At 70.1% G+C, this 20,584-nt stretch carries 21 protein-coding genes; 10 read left to right on the top strand and 11 right to left on the bottom strand.

Annotated features, from left to right (window positions below):
* Positions 1 to 115 precede the first annotated feature (115 nt).
* Genes AC1DWR_RS01480 through AC1DWR_RS01465 form a run of 4 tightly spaced genes read left to right on the top strand, consistent with a single transcriptional unit; the run spans position 116 to position 3,834 of the window.
* On the top strand, positions 116 to 601 hold the full coding sequence (locus AC1DWR_RS01480; RefSeq protein WP_477615436.1) for an Lrp/AsnC family transcriptional regulator: 486 nt from the start codon (positions 116 to 118) through the stop codon (positions 599 to 601).
* Positions 598 to 2,034: an aspartate aminotransferase family protein gene (locus tag AC1DWR_RS01475; RefSeq protein WP_477615437.1), complete on the top strand. Its 1,437-nt coding sequence runs from the start codon at positions 598 to 600 to the stop codon at positions 2,032 to 2,034. The genes AC1DWR_RS01480 and AC1DWR_RS01475 overlap by 4 nt, the downstream gene beginning before the upstream one ends.
* Before the next feature lie 16 nt (positions 2,035 to 2,050).
* Positions 2,051 to 3,430 (top strand): NAD(P)/FAD-dependent oxidoreductase, encoded by a 1,380-nt coding sequence (locus AC1DWR_RS01470; RefSeq protein ID WP_477623390.1) that lies wholly within the window; start codon positions 2,051 to 2,053, stop codon positions 3,428 to 3,430.
* Between the two features lie 14 nt (positions 3,431 to 3,444).
* Positions 3,445 to 3,834, top strand: coding sequence for a pyridoxamine 5'-phosphate oxidase family protein (locus AC1DWR_RS01465; RefSeq protein WP_477615439.1), 390 nt, complete (start codon positions 3,445 to 3,447; stop codon positions 3,832 to 3,834).
* 9 nt (positions 3,835 to 3,843) lie between these two features.
* Here the strand turns inward: AC1DWR_RS01465 and AC1DWR_RS01460 are convergent, their stop codons facing one another.
* On the bottom strand, positions 3,844 to 4,842 hold the full coding sequence (locus AC1DWR_RS01460) for an aminoglycoside phosphotransferase family protein (RefSeq protein WP_477623389.1): 999 nt from the start codon (positions 4,840 to 4,842) through the stop codon (positions 3,844 to 3,846).
* 45 nt (positions 4,843 to 4,887) lie between these two features.
* Between AC1DWR_RS01460 and AC1DWR_RS01455 the strand changes: the two genes are divergently transcribed.
* Positions 4,888 to 6,030, top strand: a complete 1,143-nt coding sequence (locus AC1DWR_RS01455; RefSeq protein WP_477615441.1) for an LOG family protein — start codon at positions 4,888 to 4,890, stop codon at positions 6,028 to 6,030.
* Positions 6,027 to 6,545 (top strand): DUF1990 family protein, encoded by a 519-nt coding sequence (locus tag AC1DWR_RS01450; protein ID WP_477615442.1) that lies wholly within the window; start codon positions 6,027 to 6,029, stop codon positions 6,543 to 6,545. Before AC1DWR_RS01455 ends, AC1DWR_RS01450 begins: the two co-directional genes overlap by 4 nt.
* An 8-nt stretch (positions 6,546 to 6,553) precedes the next feature.
* Here the strand turns inward: AC1DWR_RS01450 and AC1DWR_RS01445 are convergent, their stop codons facing one another.
* Entirely contained in the window at positions 6,554 to 7,591 is a 1,038-nt protein-coding gene (locus AC1DWR_RS01445; protein WP_477623388.1) for a hypothetical protein, read from the bottom strand.
* 165 nt (positions 7,592 to 7,756) lie between these two features.
* Here AC1DWR_RS01445 and AC1DWR_RS01440 point away from each other — a divergent pair, with 165 nt between their 5' ends.
* Positions 7,757 to 8,275: a SigE family RNA polymerase sigma factor gene (locus AC1DWR_RS01440; RefSeq protein WP_477615444.1), complete on the top strand. Its 519-nt coding sequence runs from the start codon at positions 7,757 to 7,759 to the stop codon at positions 8,273 to 8,275.
* Positions 8,272 to 9,327, top strand: coding sequence for a hypothetical protein (locus AC1DWR_RS01435; RefSeq protein ID WP_477615445.1), 1,056 nt, complete (start codon positions 8,272 to 8,274; stop codon positions 9,325 to 9,327). Before AC1DWR_RS01440 ends, AC1DWR_RS01435 begins: the two co-directional genes overlap by 4 nt.
* A 23-nt stretch (positions 9,328 to 9,350) precedes the next feature.
* Here AC1DWR_RS01435 and purU read toward each other — a convergent pair whose 3' ends face one another.
* The 6 genes from purU to pyrH all read right to left on the bottom strand — a co-directional run bounded on the left by purU (position 9,351) and on the right by pyrH (position 15,293).
* Positions 9,351 to 10,235, bottom strand: coding sequence for a formyltetrahydrofolate deformylase (gene purU, locus AC1DWR_RS01430; RefSeq protein WP_477623387.1), 885 nt, complete (start codon positions 10,233 to 10,235; stop codon positions 9,351 to 9,353).
* A gap of 28 nt (positions 10,236 to 10,263) precedes the next feature.
* Positions 10,264 to 11,466: a monooxygenase gene (locus tag AC1DWR_RS01425; protein WP_477623807.1), complete on the bottom strand. Its 1,203-nt coding sequence runs from the start codon at positions 11,464 to 11,466 to the stop codon at positions 10,264 to 10,266.
* A 116-nt stretch (positions 11,467 to 11,582) separates the two neighbouring features.
* Complete coding sequence (rlmN, locus tag AC1DWR_RS01420; RefSeq protein WP_477623386.1) at positions 11,583 to 12,845, bottom strand: 23S rRNA (adenine(2503)-C(2))-methyltransferase RlmN; 1,263 nt, start codon at positions 12,843 to 12,845, stop codon at positions 11,583 to 11,585.
* Between the two features lie 40 nt (positions 12,846 to 12,885).
* The gene (locus AC1DWR_RS01415) at positions 12,886 to 13,848 is read right to left on the bottom strand and encodes a phosphatidate cytidylyltransferase (protein ID WP_477623385.1); all 963 of its coding nucleotides are present in this window, start codon (positions 13,846 to 13,848) and stop codon (positions 12,886 to 12,888) included.
* 32 nt (positions 13,849 to 13,880) lie between these two features.
* Positions 13,881 to 14,438, bottom strand: a complete 558-nt coding sequence (frr, locus tag AC1DWR_RS01410; RefSeq protein WP_477615449.1) for a ribosome recycling factor — start codon at positions 14,436 to 14,438, stop codon at positions 13,881 to 13,883.
* A gap of 87 nt (positions 14,439 to 14,525) precedes the next feature.
* A complete protein-coding gene (pyrH, locus tag AC1DWR_RS01405) occupies positions 14,526 to 15,293 on the bottom strand; it encodes a UMP kinase (RefSeq protein WP_477615450.1) in 768 nt (255 codons plus the stop codon).
* Positions 15,294 to 15,486: 193 nt separating this feature from the next.
* On the opposite strand from pyrH, the gene AC1DWR_RS01400 reads away from it, so the two are divergent.
* Positions 15,487 to 17,448, top strand: a complete 1,962-nt coding sequence (locus AC1DWR_RS01400) for a M13 family metallopeptidase (protein ID WP_477623384.1) — start codon at positions 15,487 to 15,489, stop codon at positions 17,446 to 17,448.
* 76 nt (positions 17,449 to 17,524) lie between these two features.
* Here the strand turns inward: AC1DWR_RS01400 and AC1DWR_RS01395 are convergent, their stop codons facing one another.
* Positions 17,525 to 17,710: a hypothetical protein gene (locus AC1DWR_RS01395; protein WP_477615452.1), complete on the bottom strand. Its 186-nt coding sequence runs from the start codon at positions 17,708 to 17,710 to the stop codon at positions 17,525 to 17,527.
* Between the two features lie 102 nt (positions 17,711 to 17,812).
* On the opposite strand from AC1DWR_RS01395, the gene AC1DWR_RS01390 reads away from it, so the two are divergent.
* The gene (locus AC1DWR_RS01390; RefSeq protein ID WP_477623383.1) at positions 17,813 to 18,292 is read left to right on the top strand and encodes an iron chaperone; all 480 of its coding nucleotides are present in this window, start codon (positions 17,813 to 17,815) and stop codon (positions 18,290 to 18,292) included.
* A gap of 101 nt (positions 18,293 to 18,393) precedes the next feature.
* On the opposite strand, the gene tsf is transcribed toward AC1DWR_RS01390, so the two are convergent.
* Positions 18,394 to 19,224 carry a translation elongation factor Ts gene (gene tsf / locus AC1DWR_RS01385; RefSeq protein ID WP_477623382.1) on the bottom strand — a complete coding sequence of 277 codons (831 nt, stop codon included), beginning with the start codon at positions 19,222 to 19,224 and terminating at the stop codon, positions 18,394 to 18,396.
* Between the two features lie 67 nt (positions 19,225 to 19,291).
* On the bottom strand, positions 19,292 to 20,323 hold the full coding sequence (gene rpsB / locus AC1DWR_RS01380; RefSeq protein WP_477623381.1) for a 30S ribosomal protein S2: 1,032 nt from the start codon (positions 20,321 to 20,323) through the stop codon (positions 19,292 to 19,294).
* Between the last annotated feature and the right edge of the window lie 261 nt (positions 20,324 to 20,584).

Raw genomic sequence — 20,584 nt, 5'->3', positions numbered from 1 at the left:
ACAGCGGATTTCAATAGGTTCTGGCCGTCAGAATGCGGAAATCGTCGCCGATTTGATGCAGTGGCGATCGATTCCGTCGTGTTGGGACTTGCGCGAAGCGGTTTCGAAGGACACCATGGCCACCGTGACCCGGCCCGCCAGCACCAGCACCGATGTGCGCCTCGACGATGTGTCGAAGGCGATCATCGAGCAGCTGCAGGTGGACGGTCGGCAGTCCTACGCGACGATCGCGAAGCGCGTGGGGCTGTCCGAGGCGGCGGTGCGCCAGCGCGTGCAGCGGCTCCTGGACCAGGAGGTCATGCAGATCGTCGCGGTCACCGATCCCCTGCAGGTGGGCTTCCGCCGGCAGGCCATGATCGGCATCCGCGTCGACGGTGACCTGCTACCGGTCGGCGACGCCCTCACCGCCATGTCGGAGGTGTCCTACGTCGTCACGACGGCAGGTTCCTTCGACCTGCTGGCCGAGGTCGTCTGCGAGGACGACGCCGAGCTGCTCGACCTGCTGACCCGGCGCATCCGCACCCTCCCCGGGGTGCAGACCACCGAGACGTTCGTCTACCTGAAACTCAACAAACAGCACTACAACTGGGGTACTCGATGACCACTGACCTGTCCATCTTCGAACCGTCCAGCGACACGCACACGCCGCTCGGCACGCTGCACAGCGAGGCCGCTCGCGACCACCTGTGGATGCACTTCACGCGCCACTCGGTGTTCGAGGACCGCAGCGAGGGCGGGATGGGCCACAGCGTCCCCATCATCACCCGCGGTGAGGGCCACAAGATCTGGGACGACCGCGGCAACGAGTACATCGACGGACTCGCCGGGCTCTTCGTCGTCCAGGTCGGCCACGGCCGCGAGGAGCTCGCCGAGGCGGCCGCCAAGCAGGCCAAGGAGCTCGCCTTCTTCCCGCTGTGGTCCTACGCCCATCCCCGCGCCATCGAGCTGGCCGAACGCCTGGCCGCCGGCGCCCCCGGTGACCTCAACCGGGTGTTCTTCACGACGGGTGGAGGCGAGGCCGTCGAGACGGCCTGGAAGCTGGCCAAGCAGTACTTCAAGCTGACCGGCAAGCCGACCAAGCACAAGGTCATCAGCCGCGCGGTCGCCTACCACGGCACCCCCCAGGGCGCCCTGTCCATCACCGGCATCCCCGCGGCCAAGGAGATGTTCGAGCCGCTCGTGCCCGGCGCCTTCAAGGTCCCCAACACCAACTCCTACCGCGCTCCGGAGCACCTGCGCGACGACGACAAGGCGTTCGGCCGCTGGGCCGCCGACCGGATCGCCGAGGCCATCGAGTTCGAGGGTCCCGACACCGTGGCCGCCGTGTTCCTCGAGCCGGTGCAGAACTCCGGAGGCTGCTTCCCGCCGCCGGCCGGCTACTTCGAGCGGGTCCGCGAGATCTGCGACGAGTACGACGTCCTGCTCGTCTCCGACGAGGTGATCTGCTCCTTCGGCCGCATCGGCTCGATGTTCGCGTGCGACGACTTCAACTACGTGCCCGACATCATCACGTGTGCCAAGGGCATGACCTCGGGCTACTCCCCCATCGGCGCGATGATCGCCAGCGACCGGCTCTTCGAGCCGTTCAAGAAGGGGACGACCTACTTCCCGCACGGCTACACGTTCGGCGGCCACCCGGTCAGCGCGGCAGTGGCGATGGCCAACCTCGACATCTTCGAGCGCGAGGGCCTGAACCAGCACGTGAAGGACAACGCCCCCAAGTTCAGGGCCACCCTCGAGAAGCTGCTCGACCTGCCGATCGTGGGCGACGTCCGCGGCGCCGGCTACTTCTACGGCATCGAGCTGGTCAAGGACAAGGAGACCCGCGAGACGTTCAACGACGCGGAGTCCGAGCGACTGCTGCGCGGCTACCTGTCCAAGGCGCTGTTCGACGCCGGCCTCTACTGCCGTGCCGACGACCGCGGCGACCCGGTCATCCAGCTCGCGCCGCCGCTGATCATCGGGCAGACCGAGTTCGACGACATCGAGTCGCGTCTCCGCTCGGTGCTCACCGGCGCCGAGAAGCACCTCTGACACGCGTCGACGCCCCGTGACCGAACCCCTGTGGTCGAGTGACGGACATGAGCAGGGCCCGTATGCCGCGTCGCCGGCACCCGGGCCCTCCTCACGTCCCGTCCCGCCCCGTGCGGACGTGGTCATCGTCGGCGGCGGTTTCACCGGGCTCTGGACGGCGCACTACCTGCTGCTGGCTGACCCCTCGCTCGACGTCCTGGTCCTCGAGGCCGAGCAGGTCGGCTTCGGTGCGAGCGGGCGCAACGGGGGCTGGGTGTCCGCGCTGTGGCCGGTCGGTCCCGAGGCGCTGGCCCGCCGCCGGGGTCGCAGCGCCGCCCTGGCCATGCTGGAGGAGCTGCGACGCACGGTCGACGAGGTCGGCAGGGCAACGGAATCCGCGGCGATCGAGTGCGGATTCCGCAAGGGCGGCTCCCTCGCCCTGGCGCGGTCCGACGCCCAGGTCGCCAGGGCGCGGGCCGAGGTGGCCCACGCGGAGCAGTGGGGCACCGGCACCCGCTGGCTCGACGCCACCGAGGCGACCGAGCGGCTGGCCGCCAGTCGGGTCCAGGGCGCGACGTTCACCCCACACTGCGCCCGGGTGCACCCGCGGATGCTCGTCGACGGCCTGGCTGCGACCGTGCGGTCGCAGGGCGCCGAGCTCGTCGAGGGGGCGCGGGTCAGCACCATCGAGCCCGGCCGCGCGACGCTGTCCGACGGCGGTCACGTCATGGCGCGCCACGTCATCCGGGCCACCGAGGCGTGGACGCCGCAGCTCGCCGGCGAGCGCCGCACCGTCGCCCCGGTCTACTCGCTCGTGGTCGCCACTGAACCACTGACGGCAGCGCGGTGGGAGTCGATCGGGCTCGCCGAGCGCGAGGTGTTCAGCGACCAGCGCCACGTGATCATCTACGGCCAGCGGACGGCCGACGACCGACTGGCGTTCGGCGGGCGAGGAGCGCCCTACCACTACGGCTCGCGCATCAGGCCCGAGTTCGACCACGAGCCCACCGTCTTCGCCGACCTGCGCGCGACCCTCACCGACCTCCTCCCCCAGCTGGAAGGCGTCCGCTTCACGCACGCCTGGGGTGGCCCGCTGGGGATCGCGCGCGACTGGCACCCCTCCGTGGGCCACGACCGGTCCACCGGCCTGGGCTGGGCAGGGGGCTACGTCGGGGACGGGGTCGCAGCCGCAAACCTCGCGGGACGCACCTTGGCCGACCTGGTGACTGGTCGGCCCACACCGCTCACCGAGCTGCCGTGGGTCGGGCACCGCAGCCGACGCTGGGAGCCCGAACCCCTGCGGTGGGCCGGCATCAACGCGGGTCTCAGGCTGGCTCACGCCGCCGACCTCGAGGAGGCGCGCACCGGCCGTCCGGCCCGGCTCGGCAGGCTGCTCAGCGCCCTCACCGGCCACTAGGGAAGACTCCACTCGTGTCGACCGCCCCCGCTGACCTGTCCCCCGCCGCCCTCGAGTTCGTCACGGCCCGACACCTGGCCACGCTCACGACGTTGCGCGCCGACGGGTCACCCCATGTCGTGCCGGTCGGATTCACTTGGGACAGCGCGGAACTCGTCGTTCGCGTGATCACCAGTGGCAGCAGTCGCAAGGCCCGCAACGCCGCCCTGGGAGGTCGCGCAGTCGTGTGCCAGGTGGACGGCCGGCACTGGCTCTCCTTCGAGGGGACGGCCCGGGTGCTCACCGACGCGGCAGCGGTGGCCGACGCGGTCGACCGCTATGCCGCCCGCTACCGCGTGCCACGGGAGAACCCCGAACGGGTCGTTGTCGAGATCGCCGTCGACCGCGTGCTCGGCAACGTCTAGCGTCGGTCGCTACGGGCCGGACTCCGGGTCAGCCGGCGGGAACGGTTCGAGTGCCAGCCTGAGGTAGTACAGCGGCGCGTCGCCCCACTCGGCCAGCTCGTCGGGCTGCGCTCCCACGACGGCACCGAACCAGGTGAAGGACCGGTTGACCGCGTGGGTGACCATCGCGGGGCCCATCAGCGCCTGGAGCGCCTCGGCATCGATGACGTCGGACCAGACCGCGGCGTACGCGTCGAGGATCTCGGCCCACGGCTGGTGCGTGACCCGGGTCGCGAAGCCGTAGGGCACTGCGAGGACCTCCAGCACGTGTGCCCACTGGGCATCGCCGAAGTCGAAGAAGCGCAGTCCGTCGTCGAGGACGAACACGTTGCGGGGGTGCAGGTCACCGTGCTGAAGGCTCGAAGGCATCGGCGCTGCGAGCAGTGCTTCCACGGCGGCGTCCACCACTGCTGACCGATCACGCAATGACCGCGCTTCGTCAGCGGGGAGATGCGACGGATGGTCGGTGGGCAACGCTTCGAGCTGCCCCACGAGCCACGAGTACCGCTGAGGGACAGTGCCCGGAGAGCAGTCCGGCAGGCCGCGCTCGACCAGCGTCCCGCCGTGGCCTGCCACACGACGCTGGACGCGTGCCGCCCGGGCGACGACGGCTTGCCAGTCCGCCAGCGTGGCGTCGTGGCGCTCCCCCAGGGTCAGCCCGCGGTCGGCCGTCATCATCCAGCCGCGCTCGGCGTCGATCGCCAGCGGCGCCTCGACCTCCCCCGGCTCGAGCTCCGCGAGGGCGAGGTGGACCGCCGGCTCGAACGCGGCCGAGGGGCAGTTGGCCTTGAACCACACCGTGCCCTGGTCGCTCGGCACGACGAGCTGGGTCGACCACGGTCGGATCCGCGGCTGCTCGATGTCGCCCGTGACACCCAGACCAACCGCGGCGAGCTCGTCGGTGATCCACCGCGTTGCCTCGGCGCGCCAGGCGTCGGTCGCCACCTCCTGTGAGAAGCCCGCGTCCATGCCACCCGACTCTAGACAGGCCACGGCCGCGTCTAGAGTCAGGCCATGGACGGCGCCCGCAGGAGCACCCCCGACCCGGAGGTCGAAAACCTTGCCGACCTCGACGCCGTGCTCTCGTCAGGCCGCCCGCTCACCGGCCTGCGCTTCCAGGACCTCGACCTCACGGCATACGAGGACAGCCTGCTCGCTCGAACCGACGTCGAAGGGCTCGTGGTCCTCGGTGGGCGCCTCTCGCCCGCCCTGGGCGCGCACCTCGGTGCGCACCGCGCGCTGGTGTTCCCGACCGACCCGCACGCACCGATCGACCCCTATCGCGCCTCGCTCTACACCGCCGACGAGCTGTATGCCGGACTCGCTGGAGGCGGCTACGAGTCGACACCGGATTTCCTTGCGTACCAATGGATGAGGGACGGCGCGGTGCACCGTGACGCCTTCGTCACCCTCCTGCGGGCGATCCACGACGACTCCATCACGGATGCCCTCGACGAGTTCGTCGCAGGGCGCCCCGTCGTCGGTGTCATGGGTGGCCATGCACTGGCGCGTGGCACCACGGCGTATGCCGCCGCGGCGGGACTCGGGCGTTCCCTCGCTGCGGGAGGACTGGTCGTCGCCACTGGTGGCGGACCCGGTGCGATGGAGGCCGCCAACCTCGGAGCCCTCGCCCGCGACGAGTCCTCGGTCGCAGCTGCCCTCGAGCAGCTCGCGGCAGTGCCGTCGTTCCGACCGTCGGTCTCTGCCTGGGTGAGCTCCGCCCTGGCGGTGCGGGCGCAGCTGCCGCGCGCTGACGACGCGGGCAGCCTCGGCATCCCCACGTGGTTCTACGGCCACGAGCCGCCGAACGTCTTCTGTGACGGCATCGGCAAGTACTTCTCCAACGCGATCCGCGAGGACGGCCTCCTCGCCCGGGCCACCGCGGGGTTGGTCGTCCTCGAGGGAGCGGCGGGCACCGTGCAGGAGATCTTCCAGGCGGTCACCCCTCTCTTCTACGCGCCGGGAGAGTCCCCGCTCGCGCCGCTCGTCCTCGTCGGCCAGGAGTACTGGTCGGAGACGGTGCCGGTCTGGGCCGCCGTGCGCGCCCTGGGCCAGGAGCGCGGCATGGGTTCGGTGATCCACCTGGTCGAGACCGCCGAGCAAGCCGTCCAGATCGTCCTCGCGTCCACCGCGGAGCGCACCGAGGAGGCTCCGTGAAGCTCGCTGACCTGGCCGCACGCCAGTTCACCTACCAGCCGCGAGGCCTGACGCTCGACGGCCCGCTGCCCCAGGGCTACCACCACCTCGCGGTGGAGCGGCGGCTGGGAGCCGGCGACGCGGCATACCGATCGGCCAGTGAGTCCGTGATGACCTATGGGGCCCAGCGAGGACTGGGGCTGCGGCCACAGGCGACGGCCCCGCGGGCTGCCGTCGGCGTGGAGATCCTGAGCCGTCTCCTCGTCGTCGGCGTGCCGTGCCGCATCGTCTGGGCCGAGGAGGGCCCGGAGCGCACCGGGTTCGGCTACGGCACCCTCGAGGGCCACGTCGAGAGCGGCGAGGAGGGCTTCCTCGTGGAGCGCCGCGGCGCCGACGTGTACGCCGTCGTGCGCGCCTACTCACGACCCGCCGGCTGGCTGACGCGTCTCGGCGGTCCGCTGACCCGCAGGCTTCAACACGTCGCCGCGCTCGGTTACCTCAGGGCGGTACAGCGAGCGGTCGACCACGGCTCGTGACGGTCGGGTCACGGCACGGGCCTGGATCGTGGATGCACCCCGGCGACGAGGCCGCCGAGGGCCGGCGACACCGCGCCGGTGGCCAGGTCCACGACCCTGAAGCGCGGCTTTCCGGACGCGTCGGCGCCGAGGAAGACCACGGCGGACCCGTCCTCGGTGAAGTCGGGGTAGAGGGCCCCGCTCCCTGCGGCCACGAGGTTCGTCAGGCGTCGGGGGGCGCCGCCGTCAGGTCGCACGAGGTAGAGGTCGTTGGCGGAGGAGCCGGCCTTCGGGAGTGCGGCGTAGACGATGAGGTCGCCGGTGGGACTCCAGTCGGGTGTCTGCGCGAACACCGCAGGAGGGGTCAGCCGCGTCACCGTTGGCGGTGTCTTCGTGAGGTCGACGCGGGCCAGCGTGACCCCCTTGATGTCCTCGTGGTCCTTGGGGGTCGCGAGCACCCACTCGACCACGAGCGCCTTCCCCGAGGGCGCGTAGCGTACACCGGAGAAGAACTCCCCCGCCTTCGCGCTGAGCAACGTCCTGGTCCTGCCCGTCCCCACCTCCACGGTCTCCAGGGTGCCGCCCGTCTGACCGTGAGGTTGCATGCGGCTGTAGGCGATCTGCGACCCGTCGGGTGACCACGCCGGGTCGTCGAGGTACTCGCAGGGCGTCTCACAGCTGACGACCCGCGTCAGGCCGCTGCCGTCGGTGCCGATCACCCACAGCCCGGCGTTGCTGCCCGCCTGGTCGCCCGAGCCCACGAACGTCAGGCGCGTCCCGTCGGGAGACCAGTCGGGATTGTCCTCCGGTCCGGTGCTCACGGTGTCGAGGGCATGGTCGTCCGAGCCGTCCGGACGCACGAGCTGGATCCGGAATGTGCTGTCCTGGTAGGCCAGCCACTCCTCACCCACCGCCGGCACGGGAGCCGCGGCCGGGGTCGACCTGGTGGCGGTGGTGCCTGACGTGACTGGTGGCGACGTGGCCGCCGCCGAGTCCTCCCCGCTGCAGCCGGCCACTGCCAGCAGCAACACCCCCGACACGGCACCGAGCACTCGAGTTGCCGACATGGCTCCTCCCTTCCGTCTATCCGTCACGAGGCCTTGGGGGCGGCAAAAGGTTGTCGGTGTCGACTTCGTGCCGGACGAGGAGAATGGCGCTGGTCGACCTGGCTCCCGATGACAACCTTGTGGGTGGGTCGGCCGCTCTTCCTGGTGGAGCGAGAGGAGAGGGGCATGGCCGTCGTGGGCACCGCCGAGCACGCCACCACGGCGGGGTTCGACGCCTTCGTCACGGCACGTGGCCCAGCCCTCCTGCGCACCGCCTTCCTCCTGACCGGCGACCGGCAGAGGGCCGAGGACCTCGTCCAGACGGCTCTCGGGAAGACCTGGCCCCGATGGGACTCCATCGAGGTCGGTCCGCGGGAGGCGTACGTCCGTAAGGTCATGCTGACCACCTACATCGCCTGGTGGCGTCGGCGGTGGAACGCCGAGTACCCGACGGAGCAGCTGCCCGAGCTCCCCGCCAGGGGCGTCGACCCCGACCAGCGTCGTGACCTGCTGGTGGCGCTCGCCTCCCTCCCGAAGGGGCAACGTGCCGTCATCGTGCTGCGCTACTTCGAGGACCGCACAGAGGTACAGACGGCGGAGCTGCTCGGCTGCACCGTCGGGACCGTCAAGAGCCAGAGCGCGCGGGCGCTGGCGACCCTGCGCCAGTGTCCTGCACTCGCCGTGACCGAGGGAGAACTTCGATGAGCGACCTCGACACCCGACTCCGTGAGGCCCTGCACGAGCTCGCCCCGGCCCAACCAGCCACCGACGGGCTGGCCGACGGGGCACGCCACTACGCCGCGCGTGCCCGACGGGCCCGCCAGCTCGGAGTCGCCGGCGCAACGGCCGCCATCCTGGTCGCCGCCGGGCTGCTGCTGGGATCGTTCGACCCGCCAACCCGCGTCGTGCCCGCGGGGCCTTTCCTGACGCCCGCTGACTGCACCCGCCAAGCGCGGGTCACCACCATCGCCAGCGTCAACGGTCCCGACCTGGCTGGCTTGCGCGCCGCCTGGGTGTGCCCTGACGCCACCCCGGCGGGGACCCAGACCTCGAACGGCACGGACAACGGCTGGATACTGCCAACCGATCGGATCACTGGTCGGCAGACGGGCATGCTGAACCTCCTCGGTCGAAGCGACCAGTGGCCCTGTGGCACAGGGCGCCCCGGCCCGGCCTTCACTGTCACGGTGGAGTCGGGCACCGGACAGCTGCGCACCTTCCGGAGTCGCGAGCTCGCCTGCGATGGCAGCCGCGCGCTGGCCTCTTTCCTGAATGGTCTCGCGGAGGAAGAGGCTGACGTGCGAGCGCGGTCGGCCAGCCGTCCGCAGTACGCCTGCCGCGGCGAACAGAGTTGGCTCACGACCCGCAAGCCTGGCTCCCTGACACACGAGCTTCACTCGCCATTCGTGGCTGCGACGTTCTGCCTTGCACCGAGCTTCCTATCCGGCGATCCGGTGAGCCCGGTGGAGCCCCTGACCGCGCGGAGCTACCGGTCCATCCCCGTCCCCTCCGACACCCTCGCCCAGCTCAACGCGGACGTGAGCTCCCGCTGGCCCAGTTTCTTCGGGGGTAACGAGGGCTGCAGCGGCGAAGGTCACTGGACCTACTCCATCGTGGGGGTGACGGAAGCCGGTGACGAGCGCAGGCTGAGCACCGCGTGCCTCGACGAGCTCTGGGTCCGTGGAGTGAACCGCACCGGATTCATCCCCTCAGCCCAGACCACAGCGGCACTGCGAGCCCTCGTCCCCCCGAGCTGAGCTGAGCTCGGAGGGCGGGGCGCTCAGTCGAAGACGATGGTGCGACGGCCACGCAGCACCACGCGGTGCTCGGCGTGCCAGCGCAGCGCCCGCGCGAACGCCATGGCTTCCAGCTCCTGTCCCACCGACGCCAGCTCGGCCGGGCTCATCCGGTGGTCGACGCGCCGGAAGTCCTGCTCGATGATCGGGCCCTCGTCGAGGTCCGCGGTGACGTAGTGCGCCGTCGCACCGATGACCTTGACCCCGCGGTCGTGGGCCTGGGTGTAGGGCTTGGCCCCCTTGAAGCTCGGCAGCAGCGAGTGGTGGATGTTGATGATGCGACCCTGGAAGTCGGTGCACAGCTCGCCCGACAGGATCTGCATGTAGCGCGCCAGGGCGACCGTGTCGGCCGAGTAGTGCTCCACGAGGCGCCGGAGCTCGGCCTCGGCCGCCGGCTTGGTGTCGCGAGTGACGGCAATGTAGTGGTAGGGGATGCCGTGCCACTGCGCCAGCGCGCGGAAGTCCTCGTGGTTGGAGACGATGGCCGGCACCTCGATCGGCAGCGACCCGCTCTCGACCCGGAACAGCAGGTCGTTGAGGCAGTGACCCTGCTGGCTCACCATGACCAGCACCCGGCGTCGCCGAGACAGGTCGTGCGCGGCATACGTCATCGCGAACTCCGTTGCGACGCTTGCCATCGCGGCGTCCAACGCCTCCACGGGCAGGGCAGAACCCTCGCGCAAGAGGTGCATCCGCAGGTGGAACTCCCCCGCCCTCAGGTCGGCGAACTGCTGGCTGTCGAGGATGGTCATCGACAGGTCCAGCATCACCCCGGAGACGGCGTGCACGATCCCGCGCCTATCTGCGCACGAGACGGTCAGGACGAACTCTCGGCCCGTCTCGGCAGGTGCGGCAGGAGTGGAGCTCACGCGGCCAGCCTAGGGGCGGACGGGAGGACTACGGGCGGGTGACCATCACGATGCCGAGGCACATCTCGTCGGTGGTGCCCTCGCCCCAGACGATGTAGCGCTCCGGCTGGCCCTGGAACGACGGCAGCTTGTCGCGCAGGCTCTGGTCGTGGGTGCACGACACCGTGAGGGTGTCCCCGATCTTGATCCTGACGGCCGGGTTGACCGGGCGGCTCCCCTGGTCGTCGAAGTCCCAGATCGGGATGTCGAGGACGGTGCGCTCGTTGGCCTTCCCCTTGTTGACGGTGATCGAGATCTTGGTGCCGAGCAGGTGCATGTGCCCGGCGACCGCCCGGATCGTCGACCCCTGGGTCACCGTCCGGGTGCAGGTCTGCGTCGGGCCGGCCTTGTTGCCGGGGCACAGCAGGTGCAGCGCGTCCCCCGCGCGGCTCGCGCCCCCGAAGCGACGCTGCACGTCGGCCATCGCCGCTGCCCGGTCGCACAGCGGACCCTTCTTCCCGGGCCGGCACGGCACCTCGACCGGCGCGGGGAGCAGCACCGTCTGCAGGGTCTGGCGCGAGCCGTCGTCGGCGGCCACGCGCAGCTTGGCGGCGCTCAGGTCGGGCGACCGTCCCGCGAGCAGGTTGTAGTGGACCTGCATGATGATGCGCGAGCCGGCTTCGACCGGCATACCGAGGTCCTTGGCGAGGACCCGCTCGCCACCACCGGGCGCCCACGCACCCAGCCACGGCGCCCCGTTGAGGCCGGCACCCTGGCTCTCCACGCCGGTCCCACCGAAGCAGGTCCAGCCCTGGCCGGTCTGACTTCGATCCATCGCCTCCGCAGCGGCCACCTTGTCGGGCGGCACCCGGAACAGGATCACATGGTGCACGACATCGGGGTTGCCCGGCAGCACGTTGATCCCGGTCACGACCGACTTGGCCGTCAGCTGGGGGTCGAGCAGGAAGCAGCGGTAGTCGTCCGTTCCCGGGGCGGCCGGCGCCTTGGGGGTGTATGCCGCGGGCATCCGGAGGGTGACGAAGCGCTCCCCCGTGCGCAGTGCAGCCTCAGGCGGTGCAGTGCTGCCCGAGTGCTCGTGACCGGCCGACGGTGTCGAGGTCGCCACGGGAGCCGCAGGCGTCGACTGGGTCGCGCGCGACGCCGGGGCGGCCCCAGGCTCGGGGTCGCCGGCGGCGCAACCAGTGAGGAGCAGGAAGAAAGCCCCAGCCGTCAGGATCGGCGCACGCAGCATCACCGCACGAGCATAGGCAGACCAGCCGCCGCCCGGTGCTCGATCGCTGTGACCGGAGGCTCTCAGCGGGTGTGGCGAGCACCACAGCGTCACACGCGGGGCTGGTCTGGTGATCGCTAGGCCGTGGAGGCCGCGAGCTGGCCGCAGGCGCCGTCGATGTCCTGGCCCCGGGTGTCGCGGATCGTCGTCGGGATGCCGTGGGCGCGCAGCCGTTCGACGAACTGCTGCTCGACCCCGGGTCGGGAGGCCGTCCACTTCGAGCCCGGCGTGGGGTTGAGGGGGATCGGGTTGACGTGCACCCAGCCCCGGCCACGGGCGTTGAGCTTCTTTCCGAGGAGGTCGGCCCGCCACGCGTGGTCGTTGATGTCCTTGATGAGCGCGTACTCGATGCTCACCCGGCGCCCCGTCACCTCGTAGTAGCGGTGGGCAGCGTCGAGGGCCTCGTCAACGCTCCACCGGGTGTTGATCGGCACGAGCTCGTTGCGCAGCTCGTCATCAGGCGCGTGCAGCGAGAGGGCCAGCGTGACCGGGATCCCCTCCGCGGCGAGCTTGTCGATCGCCGGGACGAGGCCGACCGTCGACATGGTGATGCCCCGCGCCGACATCCCGAGGCCGTCCGGCGCGGGGTCGGTCAGCCGCCGGATCGCGCCGATCGCGGCCTTGTAGTTGGCCAGCGCCTCGCCCATGCCCATGAACACGACGTTCGAGATGCGGGTCGGGCCGGTCGCCTCGGCGGGACGCTCGTCGCCGTCCTCGGTGCCGTCCTCGTCGCCCAGCTCGGCCTGGTGTTCGGCATTCCCGACAGTGCGCTGGCTGCGCGCTCCGGCGCCGCCCGCGCCCTGCGCGAGCTCGCCACTGCGCAGCAGCCGCGCACCGGCCACGACCTGCTCGACGATCTCGGCCGCACTCATGTTCCGGGTGAGCCCGGCCTGTCCGGTCGCGCAGAAGGGACAGTTCATGCCGCAGCCGGCCTGGCTCGAGATGCAGATGGTGACGCGCTTGGGATAGCGCATCAGCACCGACTCGACGATGGCACCGTCGTGCAGCTTCCAGGCGTTCTTGATCGTCATGCCGTCGTCGGCCGTGCGCTGCACGAGGGGGGTGAGCAAGGTCGGCAACAGGTCGGCCACGAGCTCGTCGCGGATCGCCTTGGGCAGGTCGGTCATCTCCTCGGGCGAGGCGACCAGCCGTTCGAAGTAGTGCGTCGACAGCTGCTTGGCCCGGAAGCCCTTGTGCCCCAGCGCCTCGACGGCCTCCTTGCGCTCAGCCGGAGACAGGTCGGCCAGATGCCGTGGTGGCTTGCCCCGACGAGGGGCGGTGAAGGTCAGCTGGCCAGGTTGGGGGCGCTCGCTGGTGGGCTCGGGGAGGTCCGTGGTCATGGTGCCCCCAGTCTCGCAGGTGCGCGGGTATGCCGTGGTGTCAGGCGGGTGGGACGACCCAGGCGAGCAGGGCCCAGGCCAGCGGCGCGACGAGCAGCACGGAGTCGAGCCGGTCCATGATCCCGCCGTGCCCGGGCAACAGGGTGCCCATGTCCTTGATGCCGAGGTCACGCTTGATCGTGGACTCGGTGAGGTCACCCACGGTGGCAGCCACCGCTGCACTCGCTCCCAGCAGCGCGCCACCCCACCACGGCCCGTCGAGGGTCAGCACGACCGCGATCGCACCGCCGACGACGCACGCGACCATCGAGCCGGCGAAGCCCTCCCAGGACTTCTTGGGGCTGACCGACGGCGCCATGGGGTGCTTGCCGAACAGGACACCGGCGGCGTAGCCGCCGACGTCGCTGAGCACCGCGACGAGGAGGAAGATGAAGACCCGGCGGGCGCCGTCGTGCGGAGTGGCCAGCATGAGGGCGGCGAAGCCCGCGAGGAAGGAGGGGTAGACCGCGACGAAGAATCCCCCGGCGATGTCGCGCACCGCGTCGAGCACGCCGTCGGCGATGCGCCACAACAGGATGCCGACACAGGTCAGGCCGACGGTCACGACCAGGGCCTCCCCGCCGCCGACGTAGGCCGAGACGAGCATGCTGACGCTGCCGACGACGCTGGGGACCAGGGGCACGTTGATCGACACCTGGGCCAGCGCCCGACGCAGCTCCCACACGCCGACGACGATGGCCACCACGATGATCCCGAGCATCAGCTCCTTGCGCAGAGCCAGCGAGCCGATGATGAGTGCACCCAGGCCCAGGCCGACCCCGATCGCCGCGGGCAGGTTGCGCCCCGCCCTCGACGGCCGACCGCCCCGGGCCGACGCGGGGACGGACTCGTCGGGAGCCGCACCGTCGCGGGAGGTGTCCGGCGAGGTCGACCCTCCGGGCACGCCAGAGCCCGCGGCGTCGGAGGCCGCGCGACGGTCGCGACGGGACTGGGACATGTTCATGACCAGCGCTGGCTGAGGTTGAGGACGAGCGCTCAGACCTCGCGCAGCTCGGTCTCCTTGCCCTTCAGCAGCTCGTCGATGAGCTCGACGTACTTCTTGGTGCTCGCGTCCAGCTCCTTCTCGGCGCGGCTGCCGTCGTCCTCGCCCACGTCGCCGTCCTTGACCAGCTTGTCCAGCTCGTCCTTGGCCTTGCGGCGGACGTTGCGGATCGACACCTTGGCGTCCTCGCCCTTGTGCCGAGCGAGCTTGACGTAGTCCTTGCGACGTTCCTCAGTGAGCATGGGCAGCACGCAGCGAATGACGTTGCCGTCGTTGCTGGGGTTCACGCCCAGGTCGGAGTCGCGCAGCGTCTTCTCGATCTCGTGCATCGCCGACTTGTCGAACGGCGTGATCAGGATGGTGCGTGCCTCCGGCGTCTGGAACGACGCCAGCTGCTGCAGCGGGGTCGGAGCGCCGTAGTAGTCGACGGTGAGCTTGTTGAACATGCCCGGGGTCGCCCGGCCCGTGCGGATTCCCGCGAAGTCCTCCTTGGCGACCTCGACGGCCTTTTCCATCTTCTCTTCGGCCTCGAGGAGAGTCTCTTCAATCATGTCCTGCTCCTTCTCGGGCGCTCCCCTGTCGGGGCCACGCCAGTCGTGGTGTGGTCAGTCTGGTGGGTGGGTCAGTGAGGTGCCGACTCAGCCCGGCGTGACCAGCGTGCCGATCTTCTCACCGCGCAACGCCCGCACCACGTTGCCCTCGCCTTCCATGCCGAACACGACCATCGGCAGCTTGTTCTCCATGCACAGGCTGAACGCCGCCGCGTCGACCACGCGCAGGCCCTGTTGGAGGGCTTCCTGGTAGCTGATCTCGTCGAGCTTGCGGGCCTCCGGGTTGGTGCGCGGGTCGGAGTCGTAGACGCCGTCCACGCCGTTCTTGCTCATCAGGACCGCGTCGCACTTGATCTCCAGGGCCCGCTGGGCGGACACCGTGTCGGTGGAGAAGAACGGCATACCCGCGCCCGCGCCGAAGATGACCACGCGGCCCTTCTCGAGGTGGCGGATGGCGCGACGAGGGATGTATGGCTCGGCGACCTGGCCCATCGCGATCGCGGTCTGGACGCGGGTCTCGATGCCTTCCTTCTCGAGGAAGTCCTGCAGGGCGAGGCAGTTCATCACGGTGCCGAGCATGCCCATGTAGTCGGCACGCGTCCGGTCCATCCCCTGCTGCTGGAGCTCTGAGCCCCGGAAGAAGTTGCCACCACCGATCACGACGGCCACCTGGATGCCCTCGTTGACCGACTGGGCGATCTGCTGGGCGATGCCCCGCACGACCTCGGGTGCCAGTCCGACGCGACCACCACCGAAGACCTCACCGGACAGCTTGAGCAGGACCCGGCGATGCGGTGCCGACGAACCAGGGGCGGACGATCCGGCTGGGGCGGTCTGCTCGGGGACAGCAGTCACGAGGGATCCTCCTGAAGATGTGCGGGCGGTCACCGAATCCTTCCACACTCCCGGGAGCGGCATGGTGTCGGTTGCACCACCGTCAGCCCTGCGTGGCAGGGTGTCACCATCACGCGGTCCGCACTCCACGGACCACGGACCACGGGCCACGGGCCACACCACTGTCCATCGATGCACCAAAGGAGACAAGCGCATGAGGTCAGGCATCCTTCCGGGGCATCGCGACGAGACGGTTCGCCCGCAGGACGACCTGTTCGGCCACGCGAACGGCACCTGGGTCCGCACGACCGAGATCCCCGGCGACCGGGGCCGCTACGGGACCTTCGACATGCTGCGCGAGCAGTCCGACGAGCGGGTGCGCAAGATCATCGAGCGGGCCGCGGCGGACCACAGCGCCGCTCCCGGCTCGCCCACCCGCAAGGTCGGCGACCTCTACCGCTCGTTCATGGACGAGGCCCGGGCCGAGACGCTGGGGCTGACCCCGATCGAGAAGGACCTTGCCGACATCGCGGCGATCAGCGGGACCGACGACCTGTTCCGGGCCCTCGGTCGCCTGCAGCGCCAGGGTGGACCGGGCCTGTTCGACTTCGGCGTCGCCCCCGACGCCAAGAACCCGGAGGAATACGTCCTCTACCTCGGTCAGGGCGGACTGGGCCTGCCCGACGAGTCCTACTACCGCGAGGAGCGGCACGCGGCCATCCTCACGGCATACCTGCCGCACGTGGCCCGGATGCTCGGATTCGCCGGCATCGGCGACGGCTCGACGGAGGACGGCTCGCCGGCCGCCCGCGTGGTGGCCCTGGAGACGCGGCTGGCCGGCCACCACTGGGACAACGTCGCCACCCGCGACGCGGTGAAGAGCTACAACCCCTACGCCTTCGCGGCTCTCGAGGGCCTGGCCCCCAACGTCCTGTGGGGTGACTTCGTCGGTGGGCTCGAGGCACGCGAGGCGTTCGAGCACGTCGTCGTGGGTCAGCCGTCCTACCTCGAGGGCGTGTCCGTCGCGCTCGACGAGGTCGCCCTCGACGACTTCAAGTACTGGTTGGCCTTCCACGTCGTCGCCTCGGCGGCGCCGCTGCTGGGCAAGGAGCTGGTCGACGCCGAGTTCGACTTCACCGGACGGGTCATCTCGGGCCTCCCGGAGAACCGCGAGCGCTGGAAGCGCGGCGTCTCCCTCGTCGAGGGGGCAATCGGCGAGGCGGTCGGCCAGCTGTATGCCGCGGAGTTCTTCCCCCCCGAGGCCAAGAAGCGGATGCTCGAGCTCGTCGGCAACCTCGTCGAGGCGTTCAGGCAGTCCTTCGAGGGGCTCGACTGGATGGGCCCCCAGACCCGGGAGCAGGCCCTGGCCAAGCTCGCTTCATTCACGCCCAAGGTCGGCTACCCCGACCGCTGGCGCGACTACTCCTCGCTGACGATCGACGACGACCTCGTGGGCAACGTGCGCCGAGCCAATGAGTTCGAGCTCCAGCGCCAGCTGGACAAGCTCGGGGGCCCGATCGACCGCGACGAGTGGCTGATGCTGCCGCAGACCGTCAACGCCTACTACCACCCGCTGATGAACGAGATCGTCTTCCCGGCCGGCATCCTTCAGCCGCCGTTCTTCGACATGGACGCCGACGACGCCGTCAACTACGGCGGGATCGGTGCCGTCATCGGTCACGAGATCGGGCACGGCTTCGACGACCAGGGGTCGCGGTACGACGCCACCGGGGCCCTGCGCGACTGGTGGACCGAGGAGGACCGGTCCCGCTTCGACGAGCGCACCCAGGCCCTCATCGCCCAGTTCAGCACGCTCTCCCCGCTGGCTGCCCCCGACGAGAAGGTCAACGGCGCCCTCACGGTGGGCGAGAACATCGGCGACCTCGGCGGGCTGGCCATCGGCTACTCCGCCTACCGCATCGCGACGCAGGGCCAGGACGCACCCGAGCTCGACGGCTACACCGGGCCGCAGCGGTTCTTCCTCGGGTGGGCGCAGGTCTGGTCCGGCAAGGCGCGCACCGAGGAGGCCAAGCGGCTGCTCGCGATCGACCCGCACTCTCCCACTGAGGTGCGGGCGAACGCCGTCCGCAACTGCGACGAGTTCCACGAGGCGTTCGGGGTGACCGAGGGCGACGGCATGTGGCTGGCTCCGGAGGAGCGCGTCCACATCTTCTGACCGACCCGTCGAGCGGTCATCGGTCCGCGTTCCCGGGTCAGGTTCCCGGGTCAGACCCCCGCGTCAGATCCCCGCGTCAGATCCCCGCGTTCCGCAGCATGAACTCGGTGTCCGTGTCGCGTCCACCGCGTGGGTCCGGCCCGGGGTCGACGTCGTGCGTGGTCGTCAGGTCCTCGGGGGCCACCCGTTCGGGCAGGTGGGTGAAGTCCGGCAGCTCGTGCTCCACCTGACGACGCGGCGTGTGCTTCGTTCGTCTCCCCATGGCGTGAGTATGCGGCAGAAGTGGTCAGTTTTCGAGAAGCGCTGCAGCGGCCCCCTCTCGGAGAATGGTCTCGACAGCCCACCACGACCTCGGGGAGACACCATGGCGACCACGACGAAGGCCACCGACAAGACGGCCACCGCGAAGAAGACCACCACGAAGGCCGCGCCGAAGACCGCCGGCAGCAAGAGCGGGTTCACCGCCGACGAACGCGCCGCGATGAAGGAACGCGCCAAGGAAGCCAAGGGCGCCGTCGGCGAGCAGGACCTGCTCGACAAGATCGCCGAGATGCCCCCGGAGGACCGCGAGCTGGCCGAGCGCCTGCACGAGATCATCACCAAGGCCGCTCCGGACCTCGAGCCCTCGACCTGGTACGGCATGCCCGCGTACAAACGAGACGGCAAGGCGGTGGCGTTCTTCAAGCCCGCCAGCAAGTTCAAGGCGCGCTACGCCACGTTCGAGTTCAACGACAGCGCCAAGCTGGACGACGGCGACATGTGGCCCATCGGCTACGCCCTCACGCGGCTGACGCCGGCCCTCGAGAAGCAGATCGCCGCCCTGGTCAAGAAGGCGGCGGGCTGACGGCGCGGCCGGCTACCCGGCATACCCCAACGACGCGACGAGGCCCCCCACCATCCGGTGGGGGGCCTCGTCGTGTGGTGCTGGATCGTGACTGAGCGAGGTCAGCCGCCGACGCGGTAGCGGACGAAGGAGGTGACCTTCGTGCCGGCCTCGGCGAGGACCTTCTCGACGGTCTTCTTGGCGTCCTTGGCGAACGGCTGCTCGAGCAGGACGTTCTCCTTGAAGAAGCCGTTGACGCGACCCTCGACGATCTTGGGCAGGGCAGCCTCGGGCTTGCCCTCCTCCTTGGCCGTGGCCTCGGCGACGCGACGCTCCTGCTCGACGGTGGCCGGGTCGACCTCGTCACGAGTCAGCACGGTCGGGCTGAACGCCGCGATGTGCATGGCCACGTCGCGAGCGATCTGCTCGTCGCCACCCTCGGCGCCGACGAGCACACCGATCTGGGCGGGCAGGTCGGGGCTGGTCTTGTGCAGGTAGGACACGACGACCGGGGCCTCGACGCGGGAGACGCGCTTGACCTCGATCTTCTCGCCGATGGTTGCGTTGGCGTTGTCGAGCAGCTCCTGGACGGTGGAACCGTCCTCGAGCGAGCTCTTGAGCAGCGCGTCCGCGTCAGCGGCGCCGGAGGCGACGCTCTGGGCGAGGACCTGGGCAGCCAGGGCGATGAACTTCTCGCTCTTGGCCACGAAGTCGGTCTCGCACAGGACCTCGACGAGAGTGCCCACGCCGTCACCGGACTGGGCAGCGACCAGTCCGTTGGACGTGGTGCGCCCCTCACGCTTGGTGACGCCCTTGAGGCCCTTCACACGAAGGATCTCGGTGGCCTTGTCACGGTCGCCGTCGGCCTCGTCGAGCGCCTTCTTGACGTCGAGCATGCCAGCGCCCGTGGACCCGCGCAGGGCCTTGATGTCAGCGGCGGTGTAGTTCGCCATAGATGTTTCTCAGCTCATTTCTAACAAGGTGCCCATGCCGTCAGGCAGGGCTGCGGAAGGGGTGGGCTCAGGCCTTGGCCTCGGCAGCAGCGGTCTCCTCGGCGGCCGGCGCCTCGGGGGCGGCGGTCTCCTCGGTGGCGGCCGCAGCCTCAGGGGCGGCGGTCTCCTCGGTGGCGGGCGCCTCGGTGGCCTCGGCGACGGGCGCCTCGACGGGAGCAGCAGCCTCGACGGGGGCAGCAGCCTCGACAGGGGCAGCCTCGGTCGCGTCGGCGGCAGCGGTAGCGCCGGCCTCCGGGGCGGCAGCCTCGGCGGTCTCGGCGGCGTCGCCACCGAGCAGCTCGCGCTCCCACTCGGCCATCGGCTCGTCACCGGCGACGACACCCTCGGCCTGCTCACCGGACTTGCCGGAGCTGCGGGCGATGAGGCCCTCGGCCACGGCGTCGGCGATGACGCGGGTCAGCAGGGTGACGGAGCGAATGGCGTCGTCGTTGCCGGGGATCTTGTAGTCGACCTCGTCGGGGTCGCAGTTGGTGTCGAGGATGGCAATGACCGGCAGGCCGAGCTTGCGCGCCTCGAAGACGGCGAGGTGCTCCTTCTTGGTGTCCACGATCCACACGGCCGAGGGGACCTTGGCCATGTTGCGGATGCCGCCGAGGGTCTTCTCGAGCTTGTCCTTCTCCCGCTTGAAGATCAGGAGTTCCTTCTTGGTGTAGCCCGACCCTGCGACGTTGTCGTAGTCGAGCTCCTCGAGCTCCTTGAGGCGCGTGAGGCGCTTGGAGATCGTGTTGAAGTTGGTGAGCATGCCACCGAGCCAACGGTGGTTGACGTAGGGCATCCCGACCCGGGTCGCCTGCTCGGCGATGGGCTCCTGGGCCTGCTTCTTCGTGCCGACGAAGAGGATGGAACCGCCGTGGGCGACCGTCTCCTTGACGAACTCGAAGGCGTTGTTGATGTAGGTCAACGACTGCTGCAGGTCGATGATGTAGATGCCGTTGCGCTCGGTCATGATGAAGCGCTTCATCTTGGGGTTCCAGCGACGGGTCTGGTGCCCGAAGTGGACGCCGCTCTCGAGGAGCTGGCGCATGGTAACGACGGCCATGCCGTGTCTCCTTGTGTCGTTGTCAGTTGCGTCGGTAGGCCGCATGGGTGCGACTACCTGCCTGGCGCCTGCAACGCACCCCACCGGCATACTCACCGGACTGCTGTGGTGCGCCCCCGTTTCGTCGGCGAGCCGAGTCAACGGGCGGAAGACGCGCGAAGTAGGTCTGCGTGTGTGAACACACGTGGACCGCCGACCATCGTACGTGCTCACGGGCGTGATCGAGAAATCGCCAGCGCCTCTGACGTGCCCCTCCCGTGC

Source organism: Pedococcus sp. P2_E2, assembly GCF_056403955.1.
This window is presented reverse-complemented; position numbering and strand designations above follow the sequence as displayed.

Coding starts and splice junctions, on each gene's coding strand:
- AC1DWR_RS01480 (WP_477615436.1), top strand. CDS start 116: ATGGCCACCGTGACCCGGCCCGCCAGCACCAGCACCGATGTGCGCCTC.
- AC1DWR_RS01475 (WP_477615437.1), top strand. CDS start 598: ATGACCACTGACCTGTCCATCTTCGAACCGTCCAGCGACACGCACACG.
- AC1DWR_RS01460 (WP_477623389.1), bottom strand. CDS start 4,842: ATGGACGCGGGCTTCTCACAGGAGGTGGCGACCGACGCCTGGCGCGCC.
- AC1DWR_RS01455 (WP_477615441.1), top strand. CDS start 4,888: ATGGACGGCGCCCGCAGGAGCACCCCCGACCCGGAGGTCGAAAACCTT.
- AC1DWR_RS01445 (WP_477623388.1), bottom strand. CDS start 7,591: ATGTCGGCAACTCGAGTGCTCGGTGCCGTGTCGGGGGTGTTGCTGCTG.
- AC1DWR_RS01440 (WP_477615444.1), top strand. CDS start 7,757: ATGGCCGTCGTGGGCACCGCCGAGCACGCCACCACGGCGGGGTTCGAC.
- AC1DWR_RS01435 (WP_477615445.1), top strand. CDS start 8,272: ATGAGCGACCTCGACACCCGACTCCGTGAGGCCCTGCACGAGCTCGCC.
- AC1DWR_RS01425 (WP_477623807.1), bottom strand. CDS start 11,466: ATGCTGCGTGCGCCGATCCTGACGGCTGGGGCTTTCTTCCTGCTCCTC.
- rlmN (WP_477623386.1), bottom strand. CDS start 12,845: ATGACCACGGACCTCCCCGAGCCCACCAGCGAGCGCCCCCAACCTGGC.
- AC1DWR_RS01415 (WP_477623385.1), bottom strand. CDS start 13,848: ATGAACATGTCCCAGTCCCGTCGCGACCGTCGCGCGGCCTCCGACGCC.
- frr (WP_477615449.1), bottom strand. CDS start 14,438: ATGATTGAAGAGACTCTCCTCGAGGCCGAAGAGAAGATGGAAAAGGCC.
- AC1DWR_RS01400 (WP_477623384.1), top strand. CDS start 15,487: ATGAGGTCAGGCATCCTTCCGGGGCATCGCGACGAGACGGTTCGCCCG.
- AC1DWR_RS01395 (WP_477615452.1), bottom strand. CDS start 17,710: ATGGGGAGACGAACGAAGCACACGCCGCGTCGTCAGGTGGAGCACGAG.
- AC1DWR_RS01390 (WP_477623383.1), top strand. CDS start 17,813: ATGGCGACCACGACGAAGGCCACCGACAAGACGGCCACCGCGAAGAAG.
- tsf (WP_477623382.1), bottom strand. CDS start 19,224: ATGGCGAACTACACCGCCGCTGACATCAAGGCCCTGCGCGGGTCCACG.
- rpsB (WP_477623381.1), bottom strand. CDS start 20,323: ATGGCCGTCGTTACCATGCGCCAGCTCCTCGAGAGCGGCGTCCACTTC.